Below are 26955 nucleotides of genomic sequence, written 5' to 3' on the forward strand. Positions count from 1 at the left end.
TCGAGGTCACGATGAATCTGCACTTCGAAGAACTTACCGGCACCGACGGCGCCCGCATCGGCATCGCCAGCCTGGATGCCGAAAAATCGTTGAACGCGCTGTCACTGTCGATGATCAACGCGCTCAGCGACAAATTGAACGCCTGGGCCAATGACCCGCAAATCGTCTGCGTGCTGCTGCGCGGTAACGGCAGCAAAGCCTTCTGTGCCGGCGGCGAGGTGCGCAGCCTGGTCGAAGCCTGCCGCGCTCACCCCGGGGAAGTACCGCCGCTGGCCGCGCAGTTTTTCAGCGCGGAATATCGCCTCGATTACAGCCTGCATACCTATCCCAAGCCGCTGATCTGCTGGGGTCACGGTTATGTGCTCGGTGGCGGCATGGGTCTGCTGCAGGGCGCCAGCACGCGGATCGTCACGCCGAGCAGCCGTCTGGCGATGCCGGAAATCACTATTGGACTGTATCCGGACGTCGGCGCCAGTTGGTTTCTCGCCCGATTGCCGGGCAAGCTCGGCTTGTTTCTCGGCCTGACCGGCGCGCACATCAACGGCCGTGATGCGCTGGATCTGGACCTGGCCGATCGCTTCCTGCTCGACGAACAGCAACCGCAATTGATCGAAGGCCTGCTGCAATTGAACTGGCAGGAACAGACCGCCATGCAGCTCAACAGCCTGCTCAAGGCTCTGCAGCAGGAGGCACTTGAGCAAATGCCCGAAGCGCAGTGGCTGCCGCGTCGCCAGCTGATCGACGAACTGCTCGACGTCAGCGACGTTGCCTGTGCGTGGAAAGCCATCAGTCTGCACCGCGACAGCAGCGATCCATTGATCGCCCGAGCGGCGAAAACCATGACCGAGGGCTCGCCGCTGACCGCGCATCTGGTCTGGGAACAGATCAGCCGCGCGCGGCACATGTCGCTGGCCGAAGTATTCCAGATGGAATACACCCTGAGCCTCAATTGCTGCCGCCATCCGGAATTCAGCGAAGGCGTGCGTGCGCGGTTGATCGACAAGGATCAGAAGCCGCACTGGCACTGGCCGGACATCAATAACGTGCCGGATGCGGTGGTCGAGGCGCACTTTCATAAGGTCTGGGAGGGACGGCATCCGTTGGCGGATCTGACCCAGTATTGAAGTGGCGCGAGGCCCGCGATGGCGACTGGATTGCCTTCGCGGGCCGGCTCAATCGGTCGTCTTGTCAGACATTCAGTCCGTAGAACTCAATGAATTCCTTCATGGCCCGCTGCGCTTCATCGTCGCCCTTTATCAAAATATCCTCGACATCCCTTAATGGCGGAAGCGGGTGCAGGCGCTCGGCAATCTGCGTCGCGCTGTAGTCTTGAGTCGCTGTTCCTTCGCTGACTCTTATGAAGCCAATAGCGTTTTCACCTTCGGCAAAATGACTGGAAACCCGGATTTTCGGTGCCATGCCGTAGTCGACCACGATCACCAGATCATCACGCTCACGGTGAAACTTCAGGTTGTCGATCGTCAGCATGCGCTCGGAAAAATCGATCCCGTCCAGGCCGCCTCCGTTGTTGATGATCACGTCTCTGCCGAGGCCATCGTATCGGTAGATATCATTTCCCGCGCCGCCGGTTAGCGTGTCATTGCCCGGCCCACCCAGCAGCAGATCATCACCGGGGCTGCCCGTGAGCACGTCATCCCCGTGCATGCCTCGGATCTCTCCCGCGCCGCTTATCGTGTCATTGCCGCGACCGCCCACGAGTGGCAGCGCTCGTCCGTCTCGCAAGGAAGTTGAACGGGTGGGATGGTTGACGATGACACCCGTATGAAAAGTCTCGGGCGCAGGTCCCAGCTGACTTGATTCCAGGAGCTGCTTCAAACTTGCGACCGACCCATCGGCGAACTTGACGAGTTCAATACCGGCGCCCTCAAGTTCACCGTTGTGGGGCCAGACGATGCGGACTTTCTGTGTCCCGCCCCATTGGATATCGAGTGTCGGATGAAGCATTTTCGCTCTCGGCGGGTTGCGGTAAGCCCCGCGACCCGGGTTGGGTTCCAGCTCGACATGAGTGGTCTCTATCAGCGCAGCACCCCAGCTCAATTGCAGTGCATCGCGCTGCGCATCTGCTGGAAGAACGACCGTGTCCTCATCGATCAATCCGTACTCGTCTTTCCACTCCGCTGCGCCAACTTCTGCGCGGTGGAAAACAGGGTTCGGCACATCCGCAATCGTGGTGGTCGCTGCGGCGTGCGCTTGCACGATGTAGGTGTCGGCACCGCCTTCGCCGTAAAGCCAGTCATCCCCTGCCCCGCTGACCAGATAGTCGGCGCCCACGGAGCCCAGCAAGGTATCGTCACCTGCACCTGCGGATAAAAACGCGCCCGGTGTTCTGTCGCCGACAGTGCCGTAGTCAAGTGGGGAGCCTGCATAAGCGACGATCAGATCGTCTCCCGCGCCGCCGTGGAAAACATTTTCCACTTCGACGTTGACTCGCCCGCCGGCATCGTTGCCATGGACGATTTTGCGTTTGATCGTCGTGCTTTCGACCTCCCAGCGGAATTCCTTGCGCACCGTTCCGGCCGAACCGAAGCTTGCCGCCGGATAGACGTACCAGCCTTCAAGCGCGCCGGATTCCTTTCGGTCCTCAACCAATACGTCGCCCGTATTGAATGAAAACCCGTTGGCCGAACCGGATCGATAATAGCGAGGCGCCTGAGCTGAGGAAGGCATTGCTCCCTCGGCTTTCACCTGCTTATTTTCGACACGGGTTGTGGTTGTCGACTGCCTTTCACTGACCACGGCGTGCGCTGAATCAACCTTCATCCATGGCGGCGTTTCAGACAGTGTCCCCGCTTCGACGCTGTCCTCGATCAGCTCGGTGTGAGTGGTGTAACCGGTGTCGCTGGTAGTGATATGGCTGCGAACCCAGACGCCTTCCTCATTCAAGGTAAAACCTGTGGCGTGTCTGCGGGCGGAGCGTTTTGACTTGATTTGCGCGAGGAACTCATCGGTCCAGTTGACCGCTTGAACAGATGCCACCAGGCCTTGCGCCGCAGCGGTGACATCGTCTGGCTTAACCGGATCCGCAACTTTGCTTTCAGGGGTTGCCGGGGCGGTGACAGGTTCTGGTACGGGTGATTCGGCCGTCTCTATCGGTGGCAATGTTTTGCGCAGGACATCCTCATAACCCAGTACAACACCATCGCTGAAACTGAATGTGGAATCCTTCCACCGCTCGTGATTCTTGATGAGTATCGCGTCGCCCGTGCCATTGGCCAGTCGCAACACCGTGCCGACGGTAACTTCGATAACGTCGGCCTTCAGGCTTTGCGCGGAAAACCCTGCACCGAACCTGATGATGTTGCGGCCGCCGGCATCGGTGAAGATATCCAGACCGTCGCCAGCGCCGAAATAGTAGATGTCAGCGCCATCCATGCCATCCAGCACGTCAGCACCGGGACCGCCATCAAACACGTTGTCGCCAGAATCGCCGCGAAGGTAGTCCGTCCCTTCCCCGCCCAGCAAGGTGTCGTTGCCAGCGCCTCCGAGCAGCGTGTCGTTGCCTGAGCCACCGTGCAGATAATCGGCATTCTGCTCGGCCTCAGCGCTGTTTTCGTAATCGCCGGCCAACATGTCGTCACCCGCGCCGCCGTACAGCGTGTCGGCACCGAAACCACCCTGTAACGTATCGTTTCCTTCACCGCCCTGAAGCACGTCATTGTTGCTTCCGCCCGGTTGCAGGTCAGACACATCGCCATCGAGGAAATCAGCCCCTGCGCCACCCACCAGCGTATCCGCGCCACCCATGCCGCGCAGGGTGTCATCCCCCGCGCCGCCATCGAGAAAGTCGTTGCCGTGATAACGAACCGGATGGTCAGGGCTGTCGCCGATCAGATCGTCATGGCCTTCGCCGCCGAAGAGCAGATCATCGCCACCGCCGCCCCAGAGCGTGTCATCGCCGAGGCCACCGTCCAGCAGATCATCGCCAAAAAAATGCGCGGCATCGCCTTCGACGCCGTCCAGTACGCCGTCATCACCCTGCAAAATGTCGTTGCCAGGGCCGCCATACAAAGCGTCGCTGCCACCGTTACCGCCGAGTGAATCATCACCACTGCCGCCGTCCAGCACATCGTTGCCATGGTGTCTGCTGGGCAGGCCACCGCCCCAATCAAGGTTGTCACCAAGCATCACGTCGTTGCCGCTGCCACCGGTCAGGGTGTCGTTACCTTGATCGCCTTTGAGAAAATCGTCGTCAGCTCCGCCGTCAAGCAGGTCCTCCCCCCAGCCGCCATCGATAAAGTCCTTGCCACCCTGACCGTACAGCACGTCGTCACCGCCCTCGGACGCACTGTTTATCGAGGCCTTTGAAAAGACCGTTCGGTGACTGGTCACACCGCGAGCAATCGTGACGGCAGCGCGCTTAACCGACCAACCTTGTTCCAGCGCACCGGTGGTTTCGTCTCCGGATAACACATCGTCGCCAGCACCGCCGATCAAGGTATCCCGGTCATTGCCACCGAGCAGAACATCTCGGGATGCCGTACCGATAAGCAAATCGTCACCTTGCCCGCCGTCGAGCCAGTCTCCGCGATTCGCCTTGCCCTTGGCGTCACCGTCGGCCATGGCCTTTTCGATTGTCGTCTGCTTGTCGCCGAATAACCGATCGTCTCCAGCCTTGCCGAACAATCGATCAGAACCCCCAGGCCGAGAATGACGTCGTCTGCGGCGGAACCGTAAAGTACGTCGGCCTTGTTGCGCTGTTTGACCTTGGGCAGCAGCACCACGTTGCCCAGCTCATCAAAGGAGGGCTGATCGCCGGGGACAGTGGGATCGGCGTCTTTGGCTTTCCAGTCGCCCTGGAGGGTCAGATCAGCAACGGGGACCGGCTGCTCCTCGTATTCAGGGAGGCGGATACCAAGCATCCCGGGCTGGAAGTTTTTGATGACCACCAGATCGCCCTGGCCGTATTTGATGTTGAGGGTGTTTTCAACAAGCGCCAGGGTGATGGACCGATCCTCGGTAGACCAGATATTGCTCAGAGGCGCGCGGCGTTTGAGTGCGGGAATCGGTGCGCCGTTGATCCACAGTTGCCCATCGGCGTTGGCATCAAGAATCTCGTCGAGGCCATCGCCGCTGGCGAATTCATAACGGTCGTTGCCTTCGCCACCGATCAAGGAGTCGTTACCCTTTCCTCCGATCAGAACATCGTCACCGGCCATCCCGTACAACACATCATTGCCGTCACCTCCGGTTAGCGAGTCATTGCCGCGACCACCTTCAATGACATCGTGACCGGCCATCCCATCGATGGAGTCATTGCCCACGCCGCCATACAGATGATCGGCATTGGCGCCACCAGCGAAAGACCGCCCGCCGTCATCACCGAACATGGCCAACGAGTTCAGCACTCCGGTGGTCATCGGCGCCTGTTTGCCGGAGGCGAGATCGGAGTAGGAAAACTGCTGCAGCGAGTGTTCTCCAAACGAGCCTTGGGTTCGGGCAATCAAACGGGCGAGCATCTGCGCACGATCCGCCAGCCACTGCGCGGTGATAAAGCCTTCGCCAGTGTGCGGATCGTAAAGCTCGAGGTTGCGGTCGGGATAACCGTCGGCTCGCTCTATGACGACTTCACTCAGTTGCTGCAAAGAGTTGCGCAACGCCAGACCGAGCGGCGTCGCCTCGGCTGCCAGTTTCGCCCATGCATTGGCATTGCCGAACTCGCTTATTGTCCGGGTGACGATGCTTTGCGACTGCTCTGGGGAGAATGCCGAGAAGAAGGCGTAAGCGTTGCTGGCGAAAGTGTCGTTGGTAGTGGGTATGGCAGCAGAATCGCCGTCGTAAGTGCGCTTGAACATGTCGAGAAATTCGTTCTGGCCGTAGCGCAAGATCAGCTCGACCACGGCGGCAACGGGCGTGCCTTTGACTACATGCTGAATCAGCGGATTCACACTGCCACTGGCCAGCGCGATATTGATTTGCTCCGGAACCACTGAAAGCAGACTTTGCAGTGGATTGATGCCGAAATTACTGATCGCCGCTCGCAGGCCGACGCTGTAGGCGTCGATGGCGAAGAGAATGTTTTTATAGTCGTCGAGCCGGTTGGGTTTTGCCTGGATGGGTGGGCCGTCATCTTCCCCGTTCGAATCACCGGCGCAGATCAACCGCCAGGTTTCATAGGGAGGCTTTCCACCTAACAAGCTGAAACCGACCGTTCCAGACCAACCGGCATTACGCTTAACGGCGGTGTCGTCCTCTCCGCAAACCTCCTTGAACAGGGCCTCGCCAATCGCGCTGGCGTCGATTTCTGCGATCTGGCTGATTGACGGAACGGTCCAGGGTGCCAGTTGACCGGCAAGGGATCCGTTGATCAGGGTATTGATGAAGTTGACGGCAACCTGGTTGGATGAAAGCTGCATCAGGTCTTCACTGAAAATTGTATTCAGTCTGAGTTCACCCTGGCGGGAGGTGTAACCACGAATCAGGGCAGAGTAGGCACCGTTTCCACCGTTGGCATCAATGGCCACGGCAAGCCAGAGTCTGGCGCTTTTCAGCACTTCTCCGGCCTCTTTATCGGCAGTTACAACGTCAGAAACTTTTTCACCAATAATATCGAACAGTTTTTGGTACAGGGGGCGCAGCTTGCCCCTGCTATTTTCAGCGCATCGTACTGAATTTGTTTTGAGCTCAGCCTCATTCCTTTGCAAATATTAGCCGCGTTGAAAATCTCTGATTTTTCCATGTCGCTAAAAACATAACTCATTGTTACTTCCTTGTAATAACAGCCCGTGAAAGATAACCACTGAGATACTTGAGCATCTCAGGTGCTTCGCGTAATGACGCTAATCCGAGTTTTACGCCACCGTGCCCACCAGCGAAGTCGAAGTTATCCAGATTGATAGCGCAGAAGAAATTCAGTTTGCCGAAATCAAGATTTTCCAATTCAGTTCTGCTGAACCTTGCCAGTTTCTCGTCAGTCAGCTTTTCCTCCGAAGCCGGGCGAATCAAGCCGTCACAGTTGATCAACCGAGGGGTTCCATCTCGCCGCGGCCAGCCAGTAATGACAAACGTTCGAACCGAATCTTCATTCTTGAAATGCGGTGGAGGTGCATCGAGCCAAATCTCCAGCCCCGGATAATTCTTTAGTTTCACAATCAACTCATCCGGCCAGTTGACGTGCCGATAACCCCGCTCATGGGGTTCGGTGGTTTCTTTCCTGGTAAAAAGTCCGGCGTTCAATTTATAGAGCCGCCAACTTTTGGGGATCGACTCTGCGCGCTGATCCTGGTACCGGTGCAGCCCCGTCCCGGTCCACCAGAAAAGCCCCTTCATAGCAATCGCCAGACACGCTTTCTTGTTCACCATTTCAGGCATGCCTACATAAAACTCAGGGACTAGCGTCTTATCTATATAGGCGCCGCCTAATATCGGCACTTGCTGCATGCTCGCCAGCTTGTTCTGGCAAGCTTTCTCGTTTGCCTGGTGAATAGCCGCCGACTCGGCAGATTGTTCTTTGCGAATATAAAATTCCGCTACGCAATAACAGACATAAAAGAACAATCCATACTTCAATAACCTTTTAAAACACTTGATCGCCTGCTTACGCGACCTCCTGGACATTTCAAACCTCCCGCTCAAACTGCGGAACGGTTGGTATGTCGCTATGCCCGGATATCGCGCTTGCAAAAATCTCAAAATATTGGCTCACGCCCGATTCCACACTGAACCGACCTGCCGTCAACTTCGCGGCGCTGGCAAGACCATCGTACTCACCTGCCGACTTCAAAACCTTGCCTACACTTCTGGCAATTTCTTGATGGTCGAAGAAATCCACCAATATTCCATTAACCCCCTCGACAATGACTTCCCTTACCGGAGCCGTATCCGACGCAACAACCACACAACCGGACGCCATCGCCTCCAGTAACGACCAGGACAAGACAAACGGATACGTCAAATAGACATGAACTTTCGAACACTGCAGAACCGCTCGATAAGTCTGGTAGGGAAGTTTCCCTGTGAAATGCACTCTGGAGTGATCGAAACTGACCTTCGCCTCCATCCTGCTGCGCCAATCCGGGTACCCGACCGGCTTACTCCCATAACTGACACCGTCACCGCCAACCACGATGATCTGCGCATCTGGACACTCGGCCTGAATAAGCGGGATCGCTCGCATGAAACTGTGAAAGCCGCGATAAGGCTCAAGGTTTCTGGCGACATAGGTAACGATCGGCTGTCCGGCTTTGAGCTCGATTCCATTGGGCAATCTGACTTCCCCGACTTTCGCCAGGTCAGAATTTTGAATCACACCTTCGTGAATGACCCGAATCGCCGACCGGTAAGCGGCCGGAAACAGGCTGCGCTGCCACTGGGTAGGCGCGATTGCGATATCGCATTGTTGAAGATTCAACAGATGCAGCGAGTTGAGCACTCGCAGCCGTGACGACTCCCTTGCGGCTCGGCGGAATTCAGGGTCGAACCCGCAATCGGCGCCCTGCGCTCGATAGTAATACTCGCAATAGTGAATCAGCGGCGTATCGGCATAGACGTCCTTGGCAAACAGCGTCTCTCCCCATCCGGGATGACCAAGAATCACGTCTGGCTGATAGCCCGAACGTTTCAGCCTGCCCAGGATTTCAAAAACTTTCTGCCCGTCGATCACCGCTTGTTCGTAGCGGATCAGATACGGGTGAATATTGCCGGGCGCTCGGCTGGTCGCTCGATATCGATGGATTTCCACACCGGCGACGCCCGGTGCAGTGTCCCGACCTACCGCCACAACCTCATCACCGCGCTCCAGCGCCGCCAGCACCACATGACGGAACTGACCCGGAAAATTTTGGTGAATAACCAGAAGCTTCATAGCGCTAAACGTCCATTTTTCGCCGCTATCGAGCTGAGGATTGCTCGCCTCGTTCGGCATCCACGAACGCTAACAAACGCCACGAAATGAAACTGTAGGACGCTTCCGGGAATCTCCTAGGAGATGGCCAACGGAACAACTTTTCGCCGGGCAAAAAAAGCGGCGCTTGATGCGCCGCTTGTTCATTGCAGAGATTTACCAGCGGTTGCCACGGCCGTTGTAGTCACGCCGACCGCTGTGGCGATCATAGTTGCCGCGACCGCGGTGGTCATTGTCCCAACCGCCGCGACGGTGGCCGTCCCAGCGTCCGCGATCATTGCCGTGCCAGCGACGGCTTTCGTAGTAACGCGGGGCCAGTTGGTAGTGCCGCGGCGCCTGGTAATAACGTGGTTGCTGGTAGTAACGCGGCGCTGGCTGGTAGTAGCGCGGCTGAGTGTAATAAGTGCCGCCGCTGCGGTAATAGGAGCCGCCACCGCTGTAATAGGCCGGTGCGGGTGATGTGTAGACCTCTGACCTGTAGTAGCTGTCTCCATAGGAATAAGGAACGCATCCGCCAAGGGAAAAAAGCATCACGGCAAGCAGTACGATTCGGCGATACATAGCGGCCTCCTGGACCGCGGGTTGGCCACACCAGCGACGCTGGCAGGCGACCGTCAGCAATTGCGTGACTGTCGAAGAATCAGACAGCGGTTTCAGAATCTGGTGCGTTCCTGCAACAAGTTGAAACAAGTGATTATGAAATCTTGTTTATCCGCAAATCAACGCCCCGTGAACCCTGAACACGCTGCATGACGGTGCAACCACGCACCACCACGATGCGCTGTCGCTCGCCCCGCTCACCTCGGCAATCCAGCAGATCCCCGCCGCAGAGGCCTCGGCCGGACTTGGCACGCCTCTCGCTTTAGCAAACCCGTGCAGGAGTCATCACAGGTTCGCGGCACCACAATTTGCAATGGCTGACTAGGGTTCCGGCTCGCAATCGCGAGTGGCTGGTCCGAGAGTTGGCGACCTCCAGTTGAGGTTACACGGCGGGACAAAAGCCCGGGAGACAAGCCACCGTTCGCGGTGCCGCGTTGCCTTCCTGTCCGCCCTCGATCAACTGGAGAATCCGCAATGATCCGACTACGTTTCCCCGCCCTGCTCGCCGCCGCCTTCGCCGCGCTCATCAGCACGCAATCTTCCGCCGCCCAGAAAGACCACTTCAGCGTGTGCTGGACGATCTACGCCGGCTGGATGCCATGGGAATACGCCGGCAGCCAGGGCATCGTCGACAAATGGGCGAAGAAATACGGGATCAAGATCGACGTCGTGCAGCTCAACGACTACGTCGAATCGATCAACCAGTACACCGCCGGCCAGTTCGACGGCTGCACCATGACCAACATGGATGCGCTGACCATTCCGGCTGCCGGTGGTGTCGACAGCACCGCGCTGATCGTCAGCGATTTCTCCAACGGCAACGACGGCATCGTGCTCAAGGGTGAAGGTAAAAAAGTCACCGATCTGAAAGGCATGGACGTCAATCTGGTCGAGCTGTCGGTCTCGCATTACCTGCTGGCCCGGGCACTGGACTCGGTGGACCTGACCGAGAAAGACCTGAAGGTCGTCAACACCTCCGACGCCGACATTGCCGCCGCGTTCAACACCGACGACGTCAACGCCGTGACCACCTGGAACCCGATGCTCTCGGATATCAAAGCCAAACCCGGCGTCACCGAAGTGTTCAATTCCAGCCAGATCCCCGGCGAGATCATGGACATGATGGTGGTCAACAGCGCCACCCTCAAAGACAACCCGGCGCTGGGCAAAGCGCTGACCGGGGCGTGGTTCGAAGTGGTCGCTTTGATGAACGCGAAAAGTGCCGCGAGCAAAGCTGCGCTGGAGCACATGGCCAAGGCCTCTGGCACCGATCTCGCCGGATTCCAGGCGCAACTGGACACCACAAAACTGTTCGCCACGCCGAGCGAAGCGCTGAATTTCGCCACCAGCAAACAACTGCCGGACACCATGCGCAAGGTCGCCGAATTCTCCTTCGAGCACGGCCTGCTCGGCGAAGGCGCGAAAGACCCGAGTGCGGTGGGCATGTCCTTCGCCAACGGCGTGACCAGCGGCGACACCGCCAATCTCAAGCTGCGTTTCGATCCGACCTACGTGCAGATGGCCGCCGACGCCAAGCTGTAAGCCACGGAGGATTTGGCCATGCGCCTGATCAATCGCCACCCCGATCGCCCGAGTCGCCTGTTGCTGGTGATCCTGCCGTTCGCGCTGGTGCTGTTCGCCTACTTCACAGGCTCGGCCGAGCGCCTGGCGGACAACCCCAACGACAAACTGCTGCCCAGCGCCGTGCAGATGAGCGACGCGGTAAAACGCCTGGCCTTCAACGCCGACAGCCGCACCGGCGAATACCTGTTGTGGCAAGACACCGCGTCGAGTCTGCGGCGCTTGGCCATCGGCCTCGGCATCGCGGCGCTGGCGGGTCTTTGCCTCGGTATTGCGGCGGGCACCCTGCCGCTGTTCGGCGCGCCGTTGTCGCCGTTGCTGACGGTGCTGTCGATGGTGCCGCCGCTGGCGATCCTGCCGATTCTGTTCATCGTCTTCGGGCTGGGCGAGTTGTCGAAAGTCATGCTGATCGTCATCGGCATCACCCCGGCGCTGGCCCGGGATCTGGAACAGCGTGCCCGCGACATTCCGGTCGAACTGCTGATCAAGGCGCAGACCCTCGGCGCCTCGACCTGGACGCTGATGCTGCGCGTGGTCTTGCCGCAGCTGTTGCCGCGCTTGCTGATCTCGCTGCGCTTGATGCTCGGTTCGGCGTGGCTGTTCCTGATTGCCGCCGAAGCGATCGCCTCCACCGACGGCCTCGGCTACCGGATCTTTCTGGTGCGGCGCTACCTCGCCATGGATGTGATCCTGCCCTATGTGGTGTGGATCACCCTGCTCGCCTGGCTGATGGACTGGGGCCTGAAACAGCTGACCCAGCGCGCTTTCCCTTGGTATGAGGGAGCGGCGAAATGAGCTTCATCACAGTAAAAAACGTCTGGCAGCAGTACGCCGATCAAGTGGTGCTGGAAGGCTTGAACCTGAGCGTCAACGAGGGCGAGTTCTGCACCTTGGTCGGCGCCTCCGGTTGCGGCAAATCGACCTTCCTGCGCCTGCTGCTCGGCCAGGAAAGCGCCAGTCGCGGGGAGATTCTGCTCGACGGCCAGCCCTTGGCCAGCGAGCCGGATGCCAGCCGTGGCGTGGTCTTTCAGCGCTACTCGGTGTTCCCGCACCTGAGCGTGCTCGACAACGTCGCCCTCGGTCTCGAATTGCCGCGCGCGCCCTTGCTTGGCCGGCTGTTCGGCAGCGCCAAACGCGAGGCCCGCGAACAGGCGGCAGCACTGCTGAGCAAAGTCGGCCTCGGCCATGCGCTGGACAAGTACCCGGCACAGCTGTCCGGCGGCATGCAGCAACGCTTGGCCATCGCCCAGGCGCTGATCATGAAGCCGCGCGTGTTGCTGCTCGACGAGCCCTTCGGCGCACTCGACCCGGGCATTCGCAAGGACATGCACGCGCTGCTGCTGGAGCTGTGGCGCGAGACGCAACTGACGGTGTTCATGGTCACCCACGACCTGTCCGAAGGCTTCAGCCTCGGCACGCGCCTGCTGGTGTTCGACAAGGTGCGCCTCGACCCGCACGCCCCCGGCGCCTATGGCGCCCGCATCACCTACGACATCCCGTTGAACAGCGACCGCCGCGCCCAGCGCGCCGCCGTCGAGGCCCTGCCGCTGCCGCTGGCGGGCACCCTTCGCACTGCTTGAGAGGACTGCTGCAATGACTGATTCAATCCAACTCTTCCCCCCTTCGCTGAAGAACTGCTGCCGGGCGGCGGCCACCGTTCGTTCGTGCTCAAGCGCGGCCAGTTACTGCGCCTGACCGACCTGCGCGGCGGCGCCAATGTCAGCCTGACCTTGCTCAATGCCCATGAAAAAACCGAGCGACTGAACCTGCCCGACAGCCTCAAATGCCAACACACCGCCAAGCTCACTGCCGGCCACTGCCTGTACTCGGACATGGGCCGCGTACTCGCCGCGATCACCGCCGACACCTGCGGCTGGAGCGACAGCCTCGGCGGCGTGCTGTGCGCGCAAGAGGTCGCAGAAAAATACGGCCAGGGCCGCTACCAGGAACTGCGCAACGGCTTCTTTCGTAACGGCACCGACAACCTGCTGGTGGAACTCGGCAAGTGGGGCCTGGGCCTGTCCGACCTGCTGATGACCCTCAACCTGTTCAGCCGTGTGAACGTCGATGAGGCCGGGCGTTTCCACTTCGTCGAGGGCAATTCGAAGGCCGGTGACTACATCGAGTTGTACGCGCCGATGGACACCCTGGTGGTGCTCACCGCCCTGCAACATCCGATGGACCCGTCACCCGAATACGCCCCGAAACCTCTGAAGCTGAGCTGGATGAACGCCGACGCCAGCGTCGCCGAACACTGCCGCACTTCGCGCCCGGAAAACGAGCGCGGCTTTATCAACACCGACCGTTTGTTCGCCTGAGGATCGCTGCCATGTCACTCGCAATCGCCACTTCGCACAAGCAAGCCGACAGCGCGATCTACCGCGCCACCATTCCCGCCGGCGAGCCCTGGCTGATGGAGGTCAAGGCCGGGCAGACCCTGCGCATCCTCGATCTGGAAGGCAATCAGGCAGTCGACACTTTGTTCTACAGCCTCGCCAACCCCAAGGAACGCTACGACGTGCAACGCACCTTGCGCCGGCAGAACAGCGTCTACCTGAGCACCGGCAGCGTGCTGTATTCCAACCTCGGCCAGCCGATGCTGACCATCGTTGCCGACACCTGCGGGCGCCACGACACCCTCGGCGGCGCCTGTGCGCAGGAGAGCAACACCGTGCGCTACGCCCTGGAAAAACGCTACATGCACAGCTGCCGCGACAACTACCTGCGCGCCTGCGCCCACGACGGCCGATTGAGCAAAGGTGACATCGGGCCGAACATCAATTTCTTCATGAACGTGCCAGTGACGGCGGATGGCGGGCTGACCTTCGAGGACGGGATTTCTGCGCCGGGCAAGTACGTCGACTTGCGCGCGGAGATGGACGTGATCGTGCTGATTTCCAACTGCCCGCAGTTGAACAACCCGTGCAATGCCTACAACCCGACCCCGGCGGAGTTGCTGGTATGGAACTGACCCTGAGCCGTTTACGCCGTTGGCTTTTTGCCCTGTGCCAGGCGCGTTCCGGGCAGTGCCTGAAACCTTCAAGGCACTGATAGTCCTGTGGGAGCTGGCTTGCCAGCGATTGCGGTGTTTCAGTCACCAACAATGTTGGATGTGCCGACCTCATCGCTGGCAAGCCAGCTCCCACAGGAGTTTGCGGTGAGTTTGAGTGATGTTTTTTCCATCCGGGACGGCCCGGATGTCTGTCGAAAAACAGCGGGACGGCCCGCTCCCCCTTCAGGGGTTATGCCATGTTCGAAAAAATCCTCATCGCCAACCGTGGCGCGATTGCCTGTCGCATCCTGCGCACGATCAACGTGCTGAAGGCCCAAGGCGTCGCCGTGTATTCAGAAGCCGATGCTGCCAGCCTGCACATCTCCCAGGCCGCTGAAGCGCACAGCCTCGGCGAAGGCGCGGCGTCCGCGACGTATCTGGCCGTCGATAAAATCCTCGCTATCGCCAAACAAAGCGGCGCCACGGCGATTCATCCCGGCTACGGATTTCTCTCCGAGAATGCAGCGTTCGCCGAAGCCTGCGAAGCGCAGGGCATCGCCTTCATCGGGCCGACGCCGGAGCAATTGCGGGTGTTCGGCCTCAAGCACACTGCTCGCGCGTTGGCCAGACAGCATGGCGTACCGATGCTCGAAGGCACCGACCTGCTCGACAGCCTCGATTGCGCGCTGAGTGCCGCCGAACAGGTCGGCTACCCGGTGATGCTGAAAAGCACCGCTGGCGGCGGTGGCATCGGCATGCGCGTGTGCCGCAGCGCCAGTGAATTGAGCGAATCATTCGAAGCGGTGAAACGCCTCGGTCAGAACAACTTCAGCGACGCCGGGGTGTTCATCGAGAAGTACATCGAACGCGCGCGGCATCTGGAAGTGCAAGTGTTCGGCGACGGCTGCGGTGAAGTCATCGCTCTCGGTGTGCGCGACTGTTCGGTGCAGCGGCGCAACCAGAAAGTCCTCGAAGAAACCCCGGCGCCAAACCTGCCAGAAGGCATGGCCGATGAGCTGTGCGCAGCGGCGATCAAACTGGCGCAAGCGGTGAATTACCGCAGCGCCGGCACCGTCGAATTCGTCTTCGACAGCGAGGCCCAGCGTTTCTATTTTCTCGAAGTGAACACGCGCTTGCAGGTCGAGCACGGCGTCACCGAGCAGGTGTGGGACGTAGATCTGGTGCGCTGGATGATCGAGTTGGCCGCCGGTGATCTGCCGCCGCTGAACGAGTTGTATCAAGGCCTGGAACCGCAGGGCCATGCGATTCAGGCACGTCTGTACGCGGAAGATCCGGGGCGTGATTTCCAGCCGAGCCCGGGCCTGCTGACCGCTGTGCAATTTCCGCCAGCCAACGGCGTTGAGTTGCGCATCGACACCTGGGTCGAAGCCGGTGTGGAAATCCCGCCGTATTTCGACCCGATGATTGCCAAGCTCATCGCTTGGGCGCCGAGCCGCGAACAGGCTCGCGCCGAACTCCATCAGGCACTGGGCGATAGCCTGCTGTATGGCGTGGAAACCAACCGCGACTATCTGCGCCAGATTCTGCTCGATGCTCCATTCGCCAGCGGTCAGCCGTGGACCCGTTGTCTGGAAAATCTGCTCTATCACGCCAACACCTTCGAAGTGCTCAGCGCCGGCACGCAAACCAGCGTGCAGGACTATCCCGGCCGCCTCGGCTATTGGGCCGTCGGCGTGCCTCCGTCGGGGCCGATGGACAGCCGAGCACTGCGTCTGGGTAATCGCCTGCTCGGCAATGAACAAGGCGCAGCCGCGCTGGAAATCACCATGAGCGGGCCGATCCTGCGCTTCAATTGTGACGCGGTGGTCGCGGTGACCGGCGCGCGGATTGCCTTGACCCTTGACGCTGAACCGGTGCCGATGAACACCGCGCTGCTGATCCCGGCCGGAGCGACATTGCAACTGGGCAGCATCAGCGGCGCCGGCGCGCGCAGTTATCTGTGCCTGCGCGGCGGCGTGCAGGTGCCGGATTATCTGGGCAGTAAAAGCACCTTCACCCTTGGCCAGTTTGGTGGGCACGGTGGTCGTGCGTTGCGCGCCGGGGATGTGTTGCATATCCCTGCGCTGACGGACCGCAGTGCTGGTCAGCAGCTGACCGAACAGCACATCACCGTGTTGCCGGCGGTGCGGCAGATTCGGGTGATCTACGGCCCGCACGCTGCACCGGAATACTTCACCGAAAACTACATCGGCACTTTTTTTGAAACCCAGTGGGAAGTGCATTTCAACTCCAGCCGCACCGGTGTCCGCCTGATCGGGCCGAAGCCGGAATGGGTGCGAGCCGACGGTGGCGAGGCCGGGTTGCATCCGTCGAATATTCACGACAATCCGTATGCCATCGGCGCGGTGGATTTCACCGGGGACATGCCGGTGATCCTCGGCCCGGATGGCCCGAGCCTTGGCGGGTTCGTGTGCCCGGTGACGGTGATCGAGGCGGACCTGTGGCAACTGGGGCAGCTCAAGTCTGGCGATAGAATCCAGTTCATCCCCGTCAATCTAAAAACCGCTCGCGATCTCGCCTGTCAATGGGATAACTGTGGGAGCTGGCTTGCCAGCGATGGGGCCCGGCCAGACACCGCATTAACTTCATCGCTGGCAAGCCAGCTCCCACAGGATCTTGTGTCGCCTGTGGTGTTGGAGTTGGGTCAGGGGGATGTGCGGCTTGTTGCGCGGGTCTCCGGGGATACGCATTTGTTGTTGGAAATCGGCGAGCCTGAACTCAATCTCGTCCTGCGCTTCCGTGCCCACGCCCTCATGCAAGCGCTGGAACACAAATCCTTGTACGGCGTGATCGACCTCACCCCGGGCATTCGCTCGCTGCAAGTGCACTACCAGCCCGAGCAACTGCCGCTGGCCGATCTGCTCGGCATCGTCGCTGGCGAATGGGACGCGGTGTGCGCCGCCAAGGACTTGCAGGTGCCTTCGCGCATCGTGCACTTGCCGCTGTCGTGGGACGACCCGGCCTGTCAGTTGGCGATCGAGAAATACATGACCACCGTGCGCAAGGACGCGCCGTGGTGCCCGAGCAATCTGGAGTTCATCCGGCGCATCAACGACCTGCCGAATCTCGACGAAGTGCAGCGCACGGTGTTCGATGCGAGCTATCTGGTGATGGGCCTTGGCGACGTCTATCTCGGCGCGCCGGTGGCCACGCCGCTCGACCCGCGTCATCGTCTGGTGACCACCAAGTACAACCCGGCACGTACCTGGACCGCCGAGAATTCGGTCGGCATCGGCGGCGCCTACATGTGCGTGTACGGCATGGAAGGCCCGGGCGGTTATCAGTTTGTCGGGCGCACTCTGCAGATGTGGAATCGCTATCGCGAAGTCGCCGCGTTCGACGGCAAACCGTGGCTGCTGCGCTTCTTCGATCAGATCCGTTTCTACCCGGTCAGCGCCGAAGAACTGCTGCGCATTCGCCGCGATTTCCCCCTTGGGCGCTTTGATCTGAACATCGAACACAGCCAGCTCAACCTCGCCGACTATCAGGCATTTCTCAGTCAGGAAGCCGCGGGCATCAGCGCTTTCCGTGCGCAGCAACAGGGCGCGTTCAAGGCTGAACGCGAACGCTGGATCGCCAGCGGCCAAGCGCATTTCGACAGTGAAGAAGCCGTGCCTGACGCCAGCGAAGAAGCACCGCTGGAAAGCGGTGAACACAGCGTCGACAGCCACATCGCCGGCAATCTCTGGCAGGTGCAGGTCGAGGCCGGCCAGCGTGTCGCGGCGGGCGATGTGCTGGTGATTCTCGAGTCGATGAAGATGGAAATCCCTGTGCTCGCGCCGCTGGCCGGTGTGGTGCGAGAGATCCGCGTGCAACCCGGTTCGGCGGTGCGCGCCGGACAACGGGTGGTGGTGCTGGAACTCGACTGAAGCCATTTTTTATAAGGATCAACCGATGAATCTGCAACTCGATGCACTGCGCCAGGCCTATCGCAATGGCGACACCACACCGCGCCAACTGCTGCTGCAACTGCGCGAAAAAGCCGCTGCGCTGAATCCCGACTATCACCTGTTCATCCACCTGCTGAGCGTCGATGAACTGGAGCCGTATCTGGCCGCCCTCGACGGTCGTGACCTCGACAGTCTGCCGCTGTATGGCGTGCCATTCGCGATCAAGGACAACATCGATCTGGCCGGCATTTCCACCACAGCCGCGTGCCCGGCGTTCGCCTATGTGCCGCAGCAGTCGGCGACCATCGTCGAGCAACTGTTGGCGATGGGGGCGATTCCGCTGGGCAAGACCAATCTCGATCAGTTTGCCACCGGACTCAATGGCAGCCGCTCGCCCTACGGCGCGTGCCCGAACAGTGTGCTGGCGGAGTATCCGTCCGGCGGTTCCAGTGCGGGTTCATCGCTGGCGGTAGCGCTGGGTGTGGCGAGTTTTGCCTTGGGCACTGACACCGCCGGTTCCGGGCGGGTGCCGGCGGCGCTGAATAATCTGGTGGGATTGAAGGCGAGCAAAGGCCTGATTTCCACCGCTGGCGTGCTGCCGGCGTGCCGCACGCTGGACTGCGTAACCACCTTCACCGCCACTGCTCGCGAGGCCAGTCAGTTGCTGGCGTTGACGGCCAGACACGATCCTCGCGATGAGTACAGCCGACGCAATCCGGCCTGGAATGACGGCTCGGCATTTGGCGCGCCACGGCCGTTTCGCTTCGGCGTGCCACGGGCGCAGGACCTTGAGTTTTTCGGCTGCAACGAGGGGCCACAGTTGTTCACAGCGGCCATCGAACGGCTCAAGGCTTTGGGGGGCGAGGCAGTCGAATTCGATCTGTCGCCGTTTCTCGAAGCGGCGCGTCTGCTCTACGACGGGCCGTGGGTCGCCGAGCGTTACAGCGTCGCCGGTGAGCTGATGGAGCAGAACCCAGAAGCGGTGCTGCCGGTGATCCGTGCGGTGCTGGCCAAGGCTCCGGCAGTGACTGGCGTGCAGACCTTCCGCGCGCAATATCGATTGCAGGCGCTGAAGGCCCTCTGCGACGAGGCCCTGGAAAATCTCGACTGCGTGCTGACGCCGACCATCGGCCGTCCAGTGACCCTGGCCGAGCTTGAGGCGGAACCGGTGCTGCGCAACTCCGAACTCGGTTATTACACCAACTTCATGAACCTGCTCGACTACGCCGCCGTCGCCGTGCCGACCGCGTTCATGGGCAATGGTTTGCCGTGGGGCGTGACGTTGTTTGGGCGGGTGTTTACCGATCAATACCTGTTGGGCGTGGCGGATGCGTTGCAGCGCCAGCAGGACAGCGCCCTGCCAGCTCCGGCGAACGCTGCGCGCAACGACCGCGCTCGAATGGTGGTGTGTGGCGCGCATCTGCAAGGGCTGGCGCTGAACTGGCAACTGACCCAGCGTGGCGGGCGTTTGCTGGAAACCACGTTGAGTTCGCCGGACTATCGACTGCACGCCCTCGCCGGCGGCCCGCCATTGCGGCCGGGCATGGTGCGGGTCAAGGACGGCGGCGTGGCGATTGCCGTGGAGGTCTGGGAATTGCCGAGCAGCGAGCTGGGCTCGTTTCTCACCGGGATTCCGGCGCCGCTCGGGTTGGGCAAGGTGCAACTGGCGGATGGGCGCTGGGAGAGCGGGTTTATCTGCGAGCCGTATGGCCTGGAGGGTGCGGTGGATATCAGTCATTTGGGGGGATGGCGGGCGTATCTGGCATCCCGGGGCTGATCCGAAAGCTCGCCCTCACCCTAGCCCTCTCCCCCAGGAGAGGGAACTGACCGAGGTGACTGTCCATCGGTTGCCATTGGCTGATACCGAGTCGATCACAGATTTTCCATCACCCTCAATCCAGCTCCCTCTCCCCCGGGAGAGGGCTGGGGTGAGGGGCTGCGATTTCCCTGACACACCGCTACGTCATATCCCCCGCCATTTCAGGCACAAATCCCGCAGTGTTTTCCCGACCATCCCACTAGAATGCATCCCATCGGGCCACTGCCAACGGATCTGCCATGCCGCTTCGTTCTCCCTTGTACTCGCAACGTTCACTGGTGCTCACGTTGGTCGCCCTGCTCGGCGCCGGGTTTCTCGCCACCTCGCTGTTGAGCTATTTCGCTTCCCGCGAGTCGATCCGCGACAACATCGTCAACACTGAACTGCCACTGACCTCCGACACGGTCTATTCGGAAATCCAGAAAGATCTGGTCCGGCCGATCCTGATTTCCTCGATGATGTCCCGTGACACGTTCATGCGCGACTGGGTGGTCAACGGCGAGCAGAATCCCGAGCAGATGACCCGCTATCTCGACGAGGTCATGACCCATTACGGCGCCTACACGGCGTTCTTCGTTTCCAATGCCACGCTCACCTACTACCACGCCAAAGGCGTGCTCAAACAGGTCAAAGTCGATGAGCCGCGCGACACCTGGTACTTCCGCGTGCGCGACATGCAGGACCCGTACGAGATCAACGTCGACCCGGATCTGGCCAACAAGGACAACCTGACGTTCTTCATCAACTACAAGGTCTACGACTACCACAACCGCTTCATCGGCGCGGCGGGCGTGGGCCTGACCGTGGACGCGGTGATCAAGCTGATCGACAAGTATCAACAGCGCTATCAACGCAGCGTGTACTTCGTCGACACCTTCGGTCGTCTTGTCCTGACCGGTGCCGAGGGTGGTCCGGAAGGCGCGCACATCGGCCAGAGTCTTGGCGAACTGGAGAGCATGAAAAGTCTGGTCAGCCAGTTGCCCAAGCCGCACAGCGGCAGCTACGAATACTCCACCCACGGCCAGGGACATTTTCTCAACGTGCGGTTTATCCCCGAGTTGAACTGGTACCTGTTCGTCGATAAACGCGAAGACGGCGCGCTGAGCGAGATCCGCCAGTCGCTGTATCTCAACCTGCTGATCTGCCTGTTGGTGACGTTGATCGTACTGGCGCTGCTCAATCGGGTGATCAAACGCTTCCAGGCGAAGATCCAGGCGCACGCCACCCTCGACAGTCTCACCGAACTGCCGAACCGACGCGGCTTCGACATCCTCGCCGCGCAAGCGCTGCACGAGGCCCAACGGGAAACCAAGCCGCTGACCGCTCTGTTGCTCGACCTCGACCACTTCAAAGCCTTGAACGACACCTACGGGCACATGGCTGGCGATCAGGTGTTGATCGGTTTCGCCCGCGACCTGCAAAGTTGCCTGCGTCACGCCGATATCGTCTGCCGCTGGGGCGGTGAAGAGTTCATCGTTCTATTGAAAGACACCGACGGCGAGACCGGGCAGAAAATTGCCGAGAAGATCCGCCAACACGTCGAACAACACGAATATGCCTACGATGGCCACAGCCTGCATCTGACCGTGAGCATCGGCGCCACCACCGTGCAACGCGATGACACCTTGCACACCCTGCTGTCGCGGGCCGATCATGCGATGTACCGCGCCAAGCAAACCGGGCGCAACCGCACCTGCATGGAAATGCCGCACTCGACCTATGCCTGATAACGACGTCAAACCCGACCACTGCCCGGCCTGCGGTGCGCGCAACGATTGCAGCCTCGCCGACCCGCGCACCGCCGACCGCGAATGCTGGTGCTACGGCGTGACCATCGACCCGGCGGTGCTCGAAGCATTGCCGGCCGAGCTGCGCAATCAAGCCTGCCTGTGCCCGCGCTGCGCACAGGTTGAAGCGCAACTGCAAGCAGGCCGGCGGCCGATCCCGTAAGATGCGCGGCCCTTTGTCCGTTGAATCCTGACCATGCGTGTCGATCGTTTCCTTAGCAATCTGCCCCGCTACAACCGTCAGCAGGTGCGCCTGTTGCTGGTGGAAAAGCGCGTGCGGATTGACGGAAAAGTCGTCAGCGACCCGCACAGTGACGTACTGGAATTCAGCCGGGTCGAAGTTGACGATGAGGTGCTGCAAAGCGGTAAGCCGGCTCGCTATTTCATGCTGCACAAACCGCCGGGCTGCGTCAGCGCCACCCGCGATCCGCAGCATGCGACCGTGCTCGACCTGCTCGATGAACCGCGCAAGGACGATCTGCACATCGCCGGGCGTCTGGATTTCAACACCACCGGGCTGATGCTGATCACCAATGACGGCACCTGGTCGCGGCGCCTGACGCAGCCGCAAACCAAACTGGCGAAGGTCTATTACATCGAAACCGAACAGGACATCGACCCGAGCTACGCGCTGAAATTTGCCGAGGGCATCTACTTCGCTTTCGAAGATCTGACCACGCAACCGGCACAGCTTGAGCTGCTCGGCCCACGCTCGGCACGGCTGAGCATCGTTGAAGGCCGCTACCATCAGGTCAAGCGCATGTTTGGGTTCTTCAACAACAAAGTCCTGCGCCTGCACCGCGAATCCATCGGCGAACTGACCCTCGATCACGCGCTAAAACCGGGCGAGTACCGCGCTTTGCGCACCGAAGAGATTCATTTGTTCTAAGCCGGCGACCGCTCAGCCGAAGTTGTCGAACAATTCGCCGACGGCACTTGCGTGATCCTGAGTCCCCTGCTTGAATCAGGACGTCGGCCGAAATGTGACCGATGAGTCACCACATACTTCCAAGAAACTTTTTGTCGGTCGTCTGCCCTCAAGGGCTGCGCCTCAGCCGGCAATCTGCCCGCCAATAACAACACCCGTCGACCTGCCGTACCGGATCGACATGGGCCAGCAAATTTCAGGCGTATGCCTACCTGTCACAAAGCTCGTGCAATCTCGATTGCGCGCATACCCGCTTGCTTGCCAGGAGTCTTATGACATGAGGCCAGAAATCGCTGTGCTGGATATACAGGGTCAGTATCGGGTTTACACGGAGTTCTATCGCGCAGACGCCGCAGAAAAGACCATCATTCTGGTCAACGGCTCGATGGCCACGACTGCGTCGTTTGCACAGACCGTGAAAAACCTGCACCCGCAATTCAACGTGGTCTGCTACGACCAGCCCTACGCGGGTCGGTCAAAAGCCCACAACCGGCATGAGAAACATCTGACGAAGGAAGTCGAAGGGCAGATTCTGCTGGAGCTGATCGACCACTTCGCCGCCGAACATGTGCTGTCGTTTTCCTGGGGCGGCGCCGCCACTCTGGTCGCCCTCGCCCAGCAGCCCCGGCGCATCGAAAAAGCCGTGATCAGCTCGTTCTCCCCGGTGATCAATGCGCACATGCTCGATTACCTCGAGCGCGGCGTCGACTACCTCGGCAGCCGCGACGGCGACCGGGTCGGCCATCTGGTCAACAACACCATCGGCAAACACCTGCCGTCGCTGTTCAAGCGTTTCAACTACCGCCACGTCAGCAGTCTCGCCGAGCATGAATACGGACAGATGCATTTTCATATCAACGACGTGCTGCACAGCGATCGCCAGTGCTATCTGAATGCGGCGAAAAAGATCAACGTGCCGGTGCTGTTTCTCAACGGCGAATGGGACGAATACACCGCCGCCGAGGATGCGCGACTGTTCGGCAACCACGTTGCCCACAGCAGCTTCACCACCCTGCAAGCCACCGGACACTTTCTCGACATGGAGCACAAGGCCGCCTGCCGCGACAGCCAGAACGCCCTGCTCGGCTTTCTGAAACCTGCGCCGCAAGCCAGCCGAACGCGCTACTCGTTTGTGCAGGATCAACATGCCCTGGCCATTTGAAACAGCGTCATCGCGGGCAAGGCTGCAAGCTTGAAGTGCCTGTTGCACCGGCGCAGCCCTTGCTCGCGATCGACCGTTTTCTGCGTGGCAAAGCCCTCGCAGAGAAAAGAAAACTTCAAATCCGTGGCCGAGTCTGGTACAAAGTCAGCCGCTCTGAGCGGGTATAGTTTAGTGGTAGAACGAAAGCTTCCCAAGCTTTAGATGAGGGTTCGATTCCCTCTACCCGCTCCACCGAATATTGATCTCGCGTTGTGTTGTCCGACGGGGATGCAGAAATGAAAAACCGGCCTTGATGGCCGGTTTTTTTGTGTCTGGAAGTTGAAGCGTGTTGGCGGTGAAGACTTCCAGAAGATCGCTGAGCCCCTCCTCCCCGGATTACTTCTCGAAATCCTGATGCAGCCTCGCCAGTACATTGAAGATCGGTTCCCCGGCTTTGTGCGGGACATTCAATCGAGTGAATACCTTGTGCCAGTCGGCGAGCGCAGCGAAAGTCTGCTCGATGTATTCCTCGGCCTTGAGGCATTTGTAATCCTTGCAGATCTCCATGATTCGCTTGCGTGTAGGCGTGCCGGGAGTGCGGCCACCGAAGTCAGCGGCCCGCGACTCTGACCAGCTCACCAACCTTGGCGCCCTCTTTCAAAACATCCAGCGCTTCTGTGTGTTTGAAAGGCTTGATCATCAGCGCATCCCTCTCTTGCGCCTGGCATTCTTCAGCTCATCCAGCGAGCTCGGTTGCTCTGGTTTGAACAGCCTGGTCACAGCGTTGAGTTCATCAAGCGCAGTGGCTATCAGGATCAAAGCCTCCAACGTCACGAGGCCGGTCGCTTCGAATCGCTTGATGGTGGATTCGGAAACCCCCGCCTTTTCTGCGAGCGTCTTGCGGGAAAGGTTTTTGGAGAGCCGCAGGATTTTGGCGTTTTCTCCGACATTTCTAGCGATCTCAGCCGGCGAGTGAAGCAAATGCATGAATGACATGGCAAACCCTTCCAATTCTTAAGGATCTTAATAGAGCCATTGTAGCCATCTAACCTCCCTTAAGGATCAGATATGACCATTTTTGAAAAATTTCACTAATTTCGTGGAGCAATAGAGATCTTCTGATTGCTACACAGCTGACATTGAGGATTACGCGGTTGGGTCACGCGTGGCCGCTTTTGTCACCGCGAATCTGACTCTCCGCAATGCAGTCATATTTGGCAACGTAATGATGAACACAGCGTTTGTTGTGCCGTTCAAGATCGCCGCTCATGTGGTTACCAAAGCGGACATCATTTATGGACATCAAACCCATTCGGAGCACTGAAGACTTGTCCGCAGCATTGCTGCGTATCGAGCAGATTTGGGGCGCTGAGATGAACTCGCCGGAAGGCGATGAATTGGAAATTCTCGCTCGGCGGGTGGGCGAGTATGAGGAGCAGCAATTCCCGATTCCCCCTTCCGAGCCCTTTCAAGAGGACAAACCTGGTATTGGTCAGCGGTTTTGACGCTGCACTAGCCGAAAAACCGGTCGCAACGACCGGTTACTTTTACTCGGAAATCAACGCCGGCTAACCCACCGGCACCACATTATCCAGCACCTGATTCACCGCCAGCTCGCCCAGCATGACGACCTGGGCGATGCCGAGCAGGGTTTTGCGCTGGCTGCCGTCGAGCAAGGCGGCAAAGTCGCCAAGCATGACGCTGGCCGAGCCGAGGGACTCGCTGGCGTTGACCAATAGCGACTCGGTATCGGTGCCCGGATTAACCATGAACATGCTGCTGGCCTGGTACGGCGGTGAGCTTGTTTTTGGTGGGATGAGATAGTGGTCGAGGGCGCGTTCGGCGGCTTCGTGGAGTTTTTCGAATCGAGGGACTCGTAAGGAGAGGCCGGATCGGTTTCCGGCGGATTTGGCGTTACTTTGAACACGGGGCGGTACCTTTCATTTGAGCCGCATCCACCACGCTACTAAACGGGAGGGTGGCGGCTGTACGCAAGTTAGTAGACCGGACCCATCCCCCATCCGGCGCACCCGAAGGCGCCATGCGCACAGCCACCATAAAATACAGGCACGCGCCTGATTCAACGGAACTCGTGCAACCGTTACGAGGAGGACATTACCGGGCTACTAAACCCGATCACTGGAAATCAGTGACGCGAACCAAGTTACCGACCGCCCTCCAGGCGCACAAGCCGGCGGATTCTGGCGTACCGGTAGGCAGCGGCGCAAGGATTTGTAGGCATCGGGACGCAACGTGATTCAACTTTAAACAGCCATAGCGCACCACGTGTAAAAGCCTGGAAAACAGAAGGAAATTTCCGACGAGCTCAGCGTGAACGAGTTGAAAGGATGCCAGAGGACGATGATGTTGGCGGTGCAGCGGTGATCGGGTTTCTGCGCCAATAAGCCCCTCACCCTAACCCTCTCCCGAGGGAGAGGGGACCGACCGTGTTGCGTTCAAGAGATGCGCCGACCAGAGATAACGTGGCGAACTCAAGACACTTGGTGGCGTAACTCAACGGGTCGCAATAATGAACAATCGTGGAAACGGCAACAGCACCGAGCCGTCAGCCAAGGCCGGATAAGCCTTGGTAACCTCCGGCAGATACCGCTGCAGATACTGCGCCCGCTCCTCCTCGGTCAATGGGCTCAGGAATGGAATCAACCCGCTACCCTTGAACCACTCCACCACTCCCGCCGCCCCGTCCCGAAGCTGATGGTGATAGGTGGTGCGCCACACATCGACCCGCGCGCAGTGCGGCCGCAGCATTGAAAAATACTCACTGGCACTGGCCATGTCGGTACGCTGCCCGGCAGCGTCTGCGAGCTTGCTCGCCCACGGCCCATTGGCGGCGACTTCACGCATCAAGCGGTGGGACGGTTCGTTGAGGTTGTCCGGCATCTGGATCGCCAGGCTGCCACCATCTGAAAGCTTGCTCGCCAGGGCTGGCAGCAACGAAGCGTGATCAGGCACCCATTGCAGCACCGCATTGGCGAAGATCACATCGAACGGACCCTCGTCAGCCCATTTGTCGACCTCGGCCACCTGAAACTGCACGTCAGGCAAGCGCTTGCGCGCGGCGGCAATCATGTCCGCCGAACTGTCGAGGCCACTGACGCTCGCCTCGGGAAAACGCTGCACCAGCAATTCGGTGGAATTGCCCGGTCCGCAACCAATGTCCACCACCGCCCGGGCCCGCGCCGTGGGTATCGCCGCCAACAGATCACGGGCCGGGCGGGTGCGTTCATCTTCGAAAGCGACGTATTGCTTGGCAGACCAACTCATTGCGTTCTCCTGTCGGGGCATGGCTTGAAACCGGGAAGTGCAGCTGCGCAT

Annotated in this window: 21 protein-coding genes, 1 tRNA gene, 1 pseudogene and 1 riboswitch; of the genes and pseudogenes, 14 read left to right on the forward strand and 9 right to left on the reverse strand. The window is 59.8% G+C overall.

What is annotated here, in order from left to right; translation table 11 throughout:
- The first annotated feature begins 11 nt into the window (after positions 1-11).
- On the forward strand, positions 12-1124 hold the full coding sequence (locus ACZZ0K_RS17305) for an enoyl-CoA hydratase/isomerase family protein (RefSeq protein WP_150742392.1): 1113 nt from the start codon (positions 12-14) through the stop codon (positions 1122-1124).
- A gap of 64 nt (positions 1125-1188) precedes the next feature.
- Here ACZZ0K_RS17305 and ACZZ0K_RS17310 read toward each other — a convergent pair whose 3' ends face one another.
- The 5 genes from ACZZ0K_RS17310 to ACZZ0K_RS17330 form a co-directional block, all read right to left on the reverse strand.
- A complete protein-coding gene (locus tag ACZZ0K_RS17310; protein WP_463559780.1) occupies positions 1189-4512 on the reverse strand; it encodes a calcium-binding protein in 3324 nt (1107 codons plus the stop codon).
- Positions 4452-6662, reverse strand: coding sequence for a calcium-binding protein (locus tag ACZZ0K_RS17315; RefSeq protein ID WP_463559230.1), 2211 nt, complete (start codon positions 6660-6662; stop codon positions 4452-4454). The genes ACZZ0K_RS17310 and ACZZ0K_RS17315 overlap by 61 nt, the downstream gene beginning before the upstream one ends.
- A gap of 58 nt (positions 6663-6720) precedes the next feature.
- A complete protein-coding gene (locus ACZZ0K_RS17320; RefSeq protein WP_463559231.1) occupies positions 6721-7575 on the reverse strand; it encodes a hypothetical protein in 855 nt (284 codons plus the stop codon).
- Between the two features lies 1 nt (position 7576).
- Positions 7577-8821 (reverse strand): glycosyltransferase family 4 protein, encoded by a 1245-nt coding sequence (locus ACZZ0K_RS17325; RefSeq protein ID WP_463559232.1) that lies wholly within the window; start codon positions 8819-8821, stop codon positions 7577-7579.
- A 195-nt stretch (positions 8822-9016) separates the two neighbouring features.
- A complete protein-coding gene (locus ACZZ0K_RS17330; protein ID WP_463559233.1) occupies positions 9017-9421 on the reverse strand; it encodes a hypothetical protein in 405 nt (134 codons plus the stop codon).
- A 349-nt stretch (positions 9422-9770) separates the two neighbouring features.
- A riboswitch (guanidine-I (ykkC/yxkD leader) is annotated at positions 9771-9871 on the forward strand.
- 63 nt (positions 9872-9934) lie between these two features.
- Here ACZZ0K_RS17330 and ACZZ0K_RS17335 point away from each other — a divergent pair.
- The 12 genes from ACZZ0K_RS17335 (at position 9935) to ACZZ0K_RS17390 (ending at position 23871) form a co-directional block, all read left to right on the forward strand.
- Entirely contained in the window at positions 9935-11002 is a 1068-nt protein-coding gene (locus ACZZ0K_RS17335; RefSeq protein WP_463559234.1) for a putative urea ABC transporter substrate-binding protein, read from the forward strand.
- An 18-nt stretch (positions 11003-11020) separates the two neighbouring features.
- A complete protein-coding gene (locus ACZZ0K_RS17340) occupies positions 11021-11836 on the forward strand; it encodes an ABC transporter permease (protein WP_024011982.1) in 816 nt (271 codons plus the stop codon).
- Complete coding sequence (locus tag ACZZ0K_RS17345) at positions 11833-12621, forward strand: ABC transporter ATP-binding protein (protein ID WP_217852421.1); 789 nt, start codon at positions 11833-11835, stop codon at positions 12619-12621. Before ACZZ0K_RS17340 ends, ACZZ0K_RS17345 begins: the two co-directional genes overlap by 4 nt.
- Positions 12622-12705: 84 nt before the next feature.
- Complete coding sequence (locus ACZZ0K_RS17350; protein ID WP_463559235.1) at positions 12706-13359, forward strand: urea amidolyase associated protein UAAP1; 654 nt, start codon at positions 12706-12708, stop codon at positions 13357-13359.
- Between the two features lie 11 nt (positions 13360-13370).
- On the forward strand, positions 13371-14012 hold the full coding sequence (locus tag ACZZ0K_RS17355) for an urea amidolyase associated protein UAAP2 (RefSeq protein WP_125917748.1): 642 nt from the start codon (positions 13371-13373) through the stop codon (positions 14010-14012).
- Positions 14013-14290: 278 nt separating this feature from the next.
- Entirely contained in the window at positions 14291-17923 is a 3633-nt protein-coding gene (gene uca / locus ACZZ0K_RS17360; protein ID WP_463559236.1) for an urea carboxylase, read from the forward strand.
- 25 nt (positions 17924-17948) lie between these two features.
- Entirely contained in the window at positions 17949-19721 is a 1773-nt protein-coding gene (atzF, locus tag ACZZ0K_RS17365; protein ID WP_463559237.1) for an allophanate hydrolase, read from the forward strand.
- Positions 19722-20002: 281 nt separating this feature from the next.
- A complete protein-coding gene (locus tag ACZZ0K_RS17370) occupies positions 20003-21490 on the forward strand; it encodes a sensor domain-containing diguanylate cyclase (RefSeq protein WP_041478881.1) in 1488 nt (495 codons plus the stop codon).
- On the forward strand, positions 21483-21713 hold the full coding sequence (locus ACZZ0K_RS17375; protein ID WP_016771293.1) for a cysteine-rich CWC family protein: 231 nt from the start codon (positions 21483-21485) through the stop codon (positions 21711-21713). Before ACZZ0K_RS17370 ends, ACZZ0K_RS17375 begins: the two co-directional genes overlap by 8 nt.
- 33 nt (positions 21714-21746) lie before the next feature.
- Positions 21747-22439: a pseudouridine synthase gene (locus ACZZ0K_RS17380; RefSeq protein ID WP_463559238.1), complete on the forward strand. Its 693-nt coding sequence runs from the start codon at positions 21747-21749 to the stop codon at positions 22437-22439.
- Positions 22440-22755: 316 nt separating this feature from the next.
- On the forward strand, positions 22756-23640 hold the full coding sequence (locus ACZZ0K_RS17385; protein ID WP_041478884.1) for an alpha/beta fold hydrolase: 885 nt from the start codon (positions 22756-22758) through the stop codon (positions 23638-23640).
- A 157-nt stretch (positions 23641-23797) separates the two neighbouring features.
- A tRNA-Gly gene (locus ACZZ0K_RS17390) sits at positions 23798-23871 on the forward strand.
- A gap of 144 nt (positions 23872-24015) precedes the next feature.
- On the opposite strand, the gene ACZZ0K_RS17395 is transcribed toward ACZZ0K_RS17390, so the two are convergent.
- Both ACZZ0K_RS17395 and ACZZ0K_RS17400 read right to left on the reverse strand, forming a co-directional pair.
- Positions 24016-24258 carry a hypothetical protein gene (locus ACZZ0K_RS17395; protein WP_463559239.1) on the reverse strand — a complete coding sequence of 81 codons (243 nt, stop codon included), beginning with the start codon at positions 24256-24258 and terminating at the stop codon, positions 24016-24018.
- A 60-nt stretch (positions 24259-24318) separates the two neighbouring features.
- Positions 24319-24615 (reverse strand): helix-turn-helix domain-containing protein, encoded by a 297-nt coding sequence (locus tag ACZZ0K_RS17400; RefSeq protein ID WP_095180586.1) that lies wholly within the window; start codon positions 24613-24615, stop codon positions 24319-24321.
- Between the two features lie 299 nt (positions 24616-24914).
- On the opposite strand from ACZZ0K_RS17400, the gene ACZZ0K_RS17405 reads away from it, so the two are divergent.
- The gene (locus ACZZ0K_RS17405) at positions 24915-25124 is read left to right on the forward strand and encodes a hypothetical protein (protein ID WP_374046327.1); all 210 of its coding nucleotides are present in this window, start codon (positions 24915-24917) and stop codon (positions 25122-25124) included.
- A gap of 63 nt (positions 25125-25187) precedes the next feature.
- Here the strand turns inward: ACZZ0K_RS17405 and ACZZ0K_RS17410 are convergent.
- Positions 25188-25546 (reverse strand): annotated as a pseudogene (locus ACZZ0K_RS17410) (DUF6124 family protein).
- Positions 25547-26133: 587 nt separating this feature from the next.
- Positions 26134-26904, reverse strand: coding sequence for a trans-aconitate 2-methyltransferase (gene tam / locus ACZZ0K_RS17415; RefSeq protein ID WP_258707726.1), 771 nt, complete (start codon positions 26902-26904; stop codon positions 26134-26136).
- Between the last annotated feature and the right edge of the window lie 51 nt (positions 26905-26955).

The organism is Pseudomonas sp. AC255, assembly GCF_979258175.1.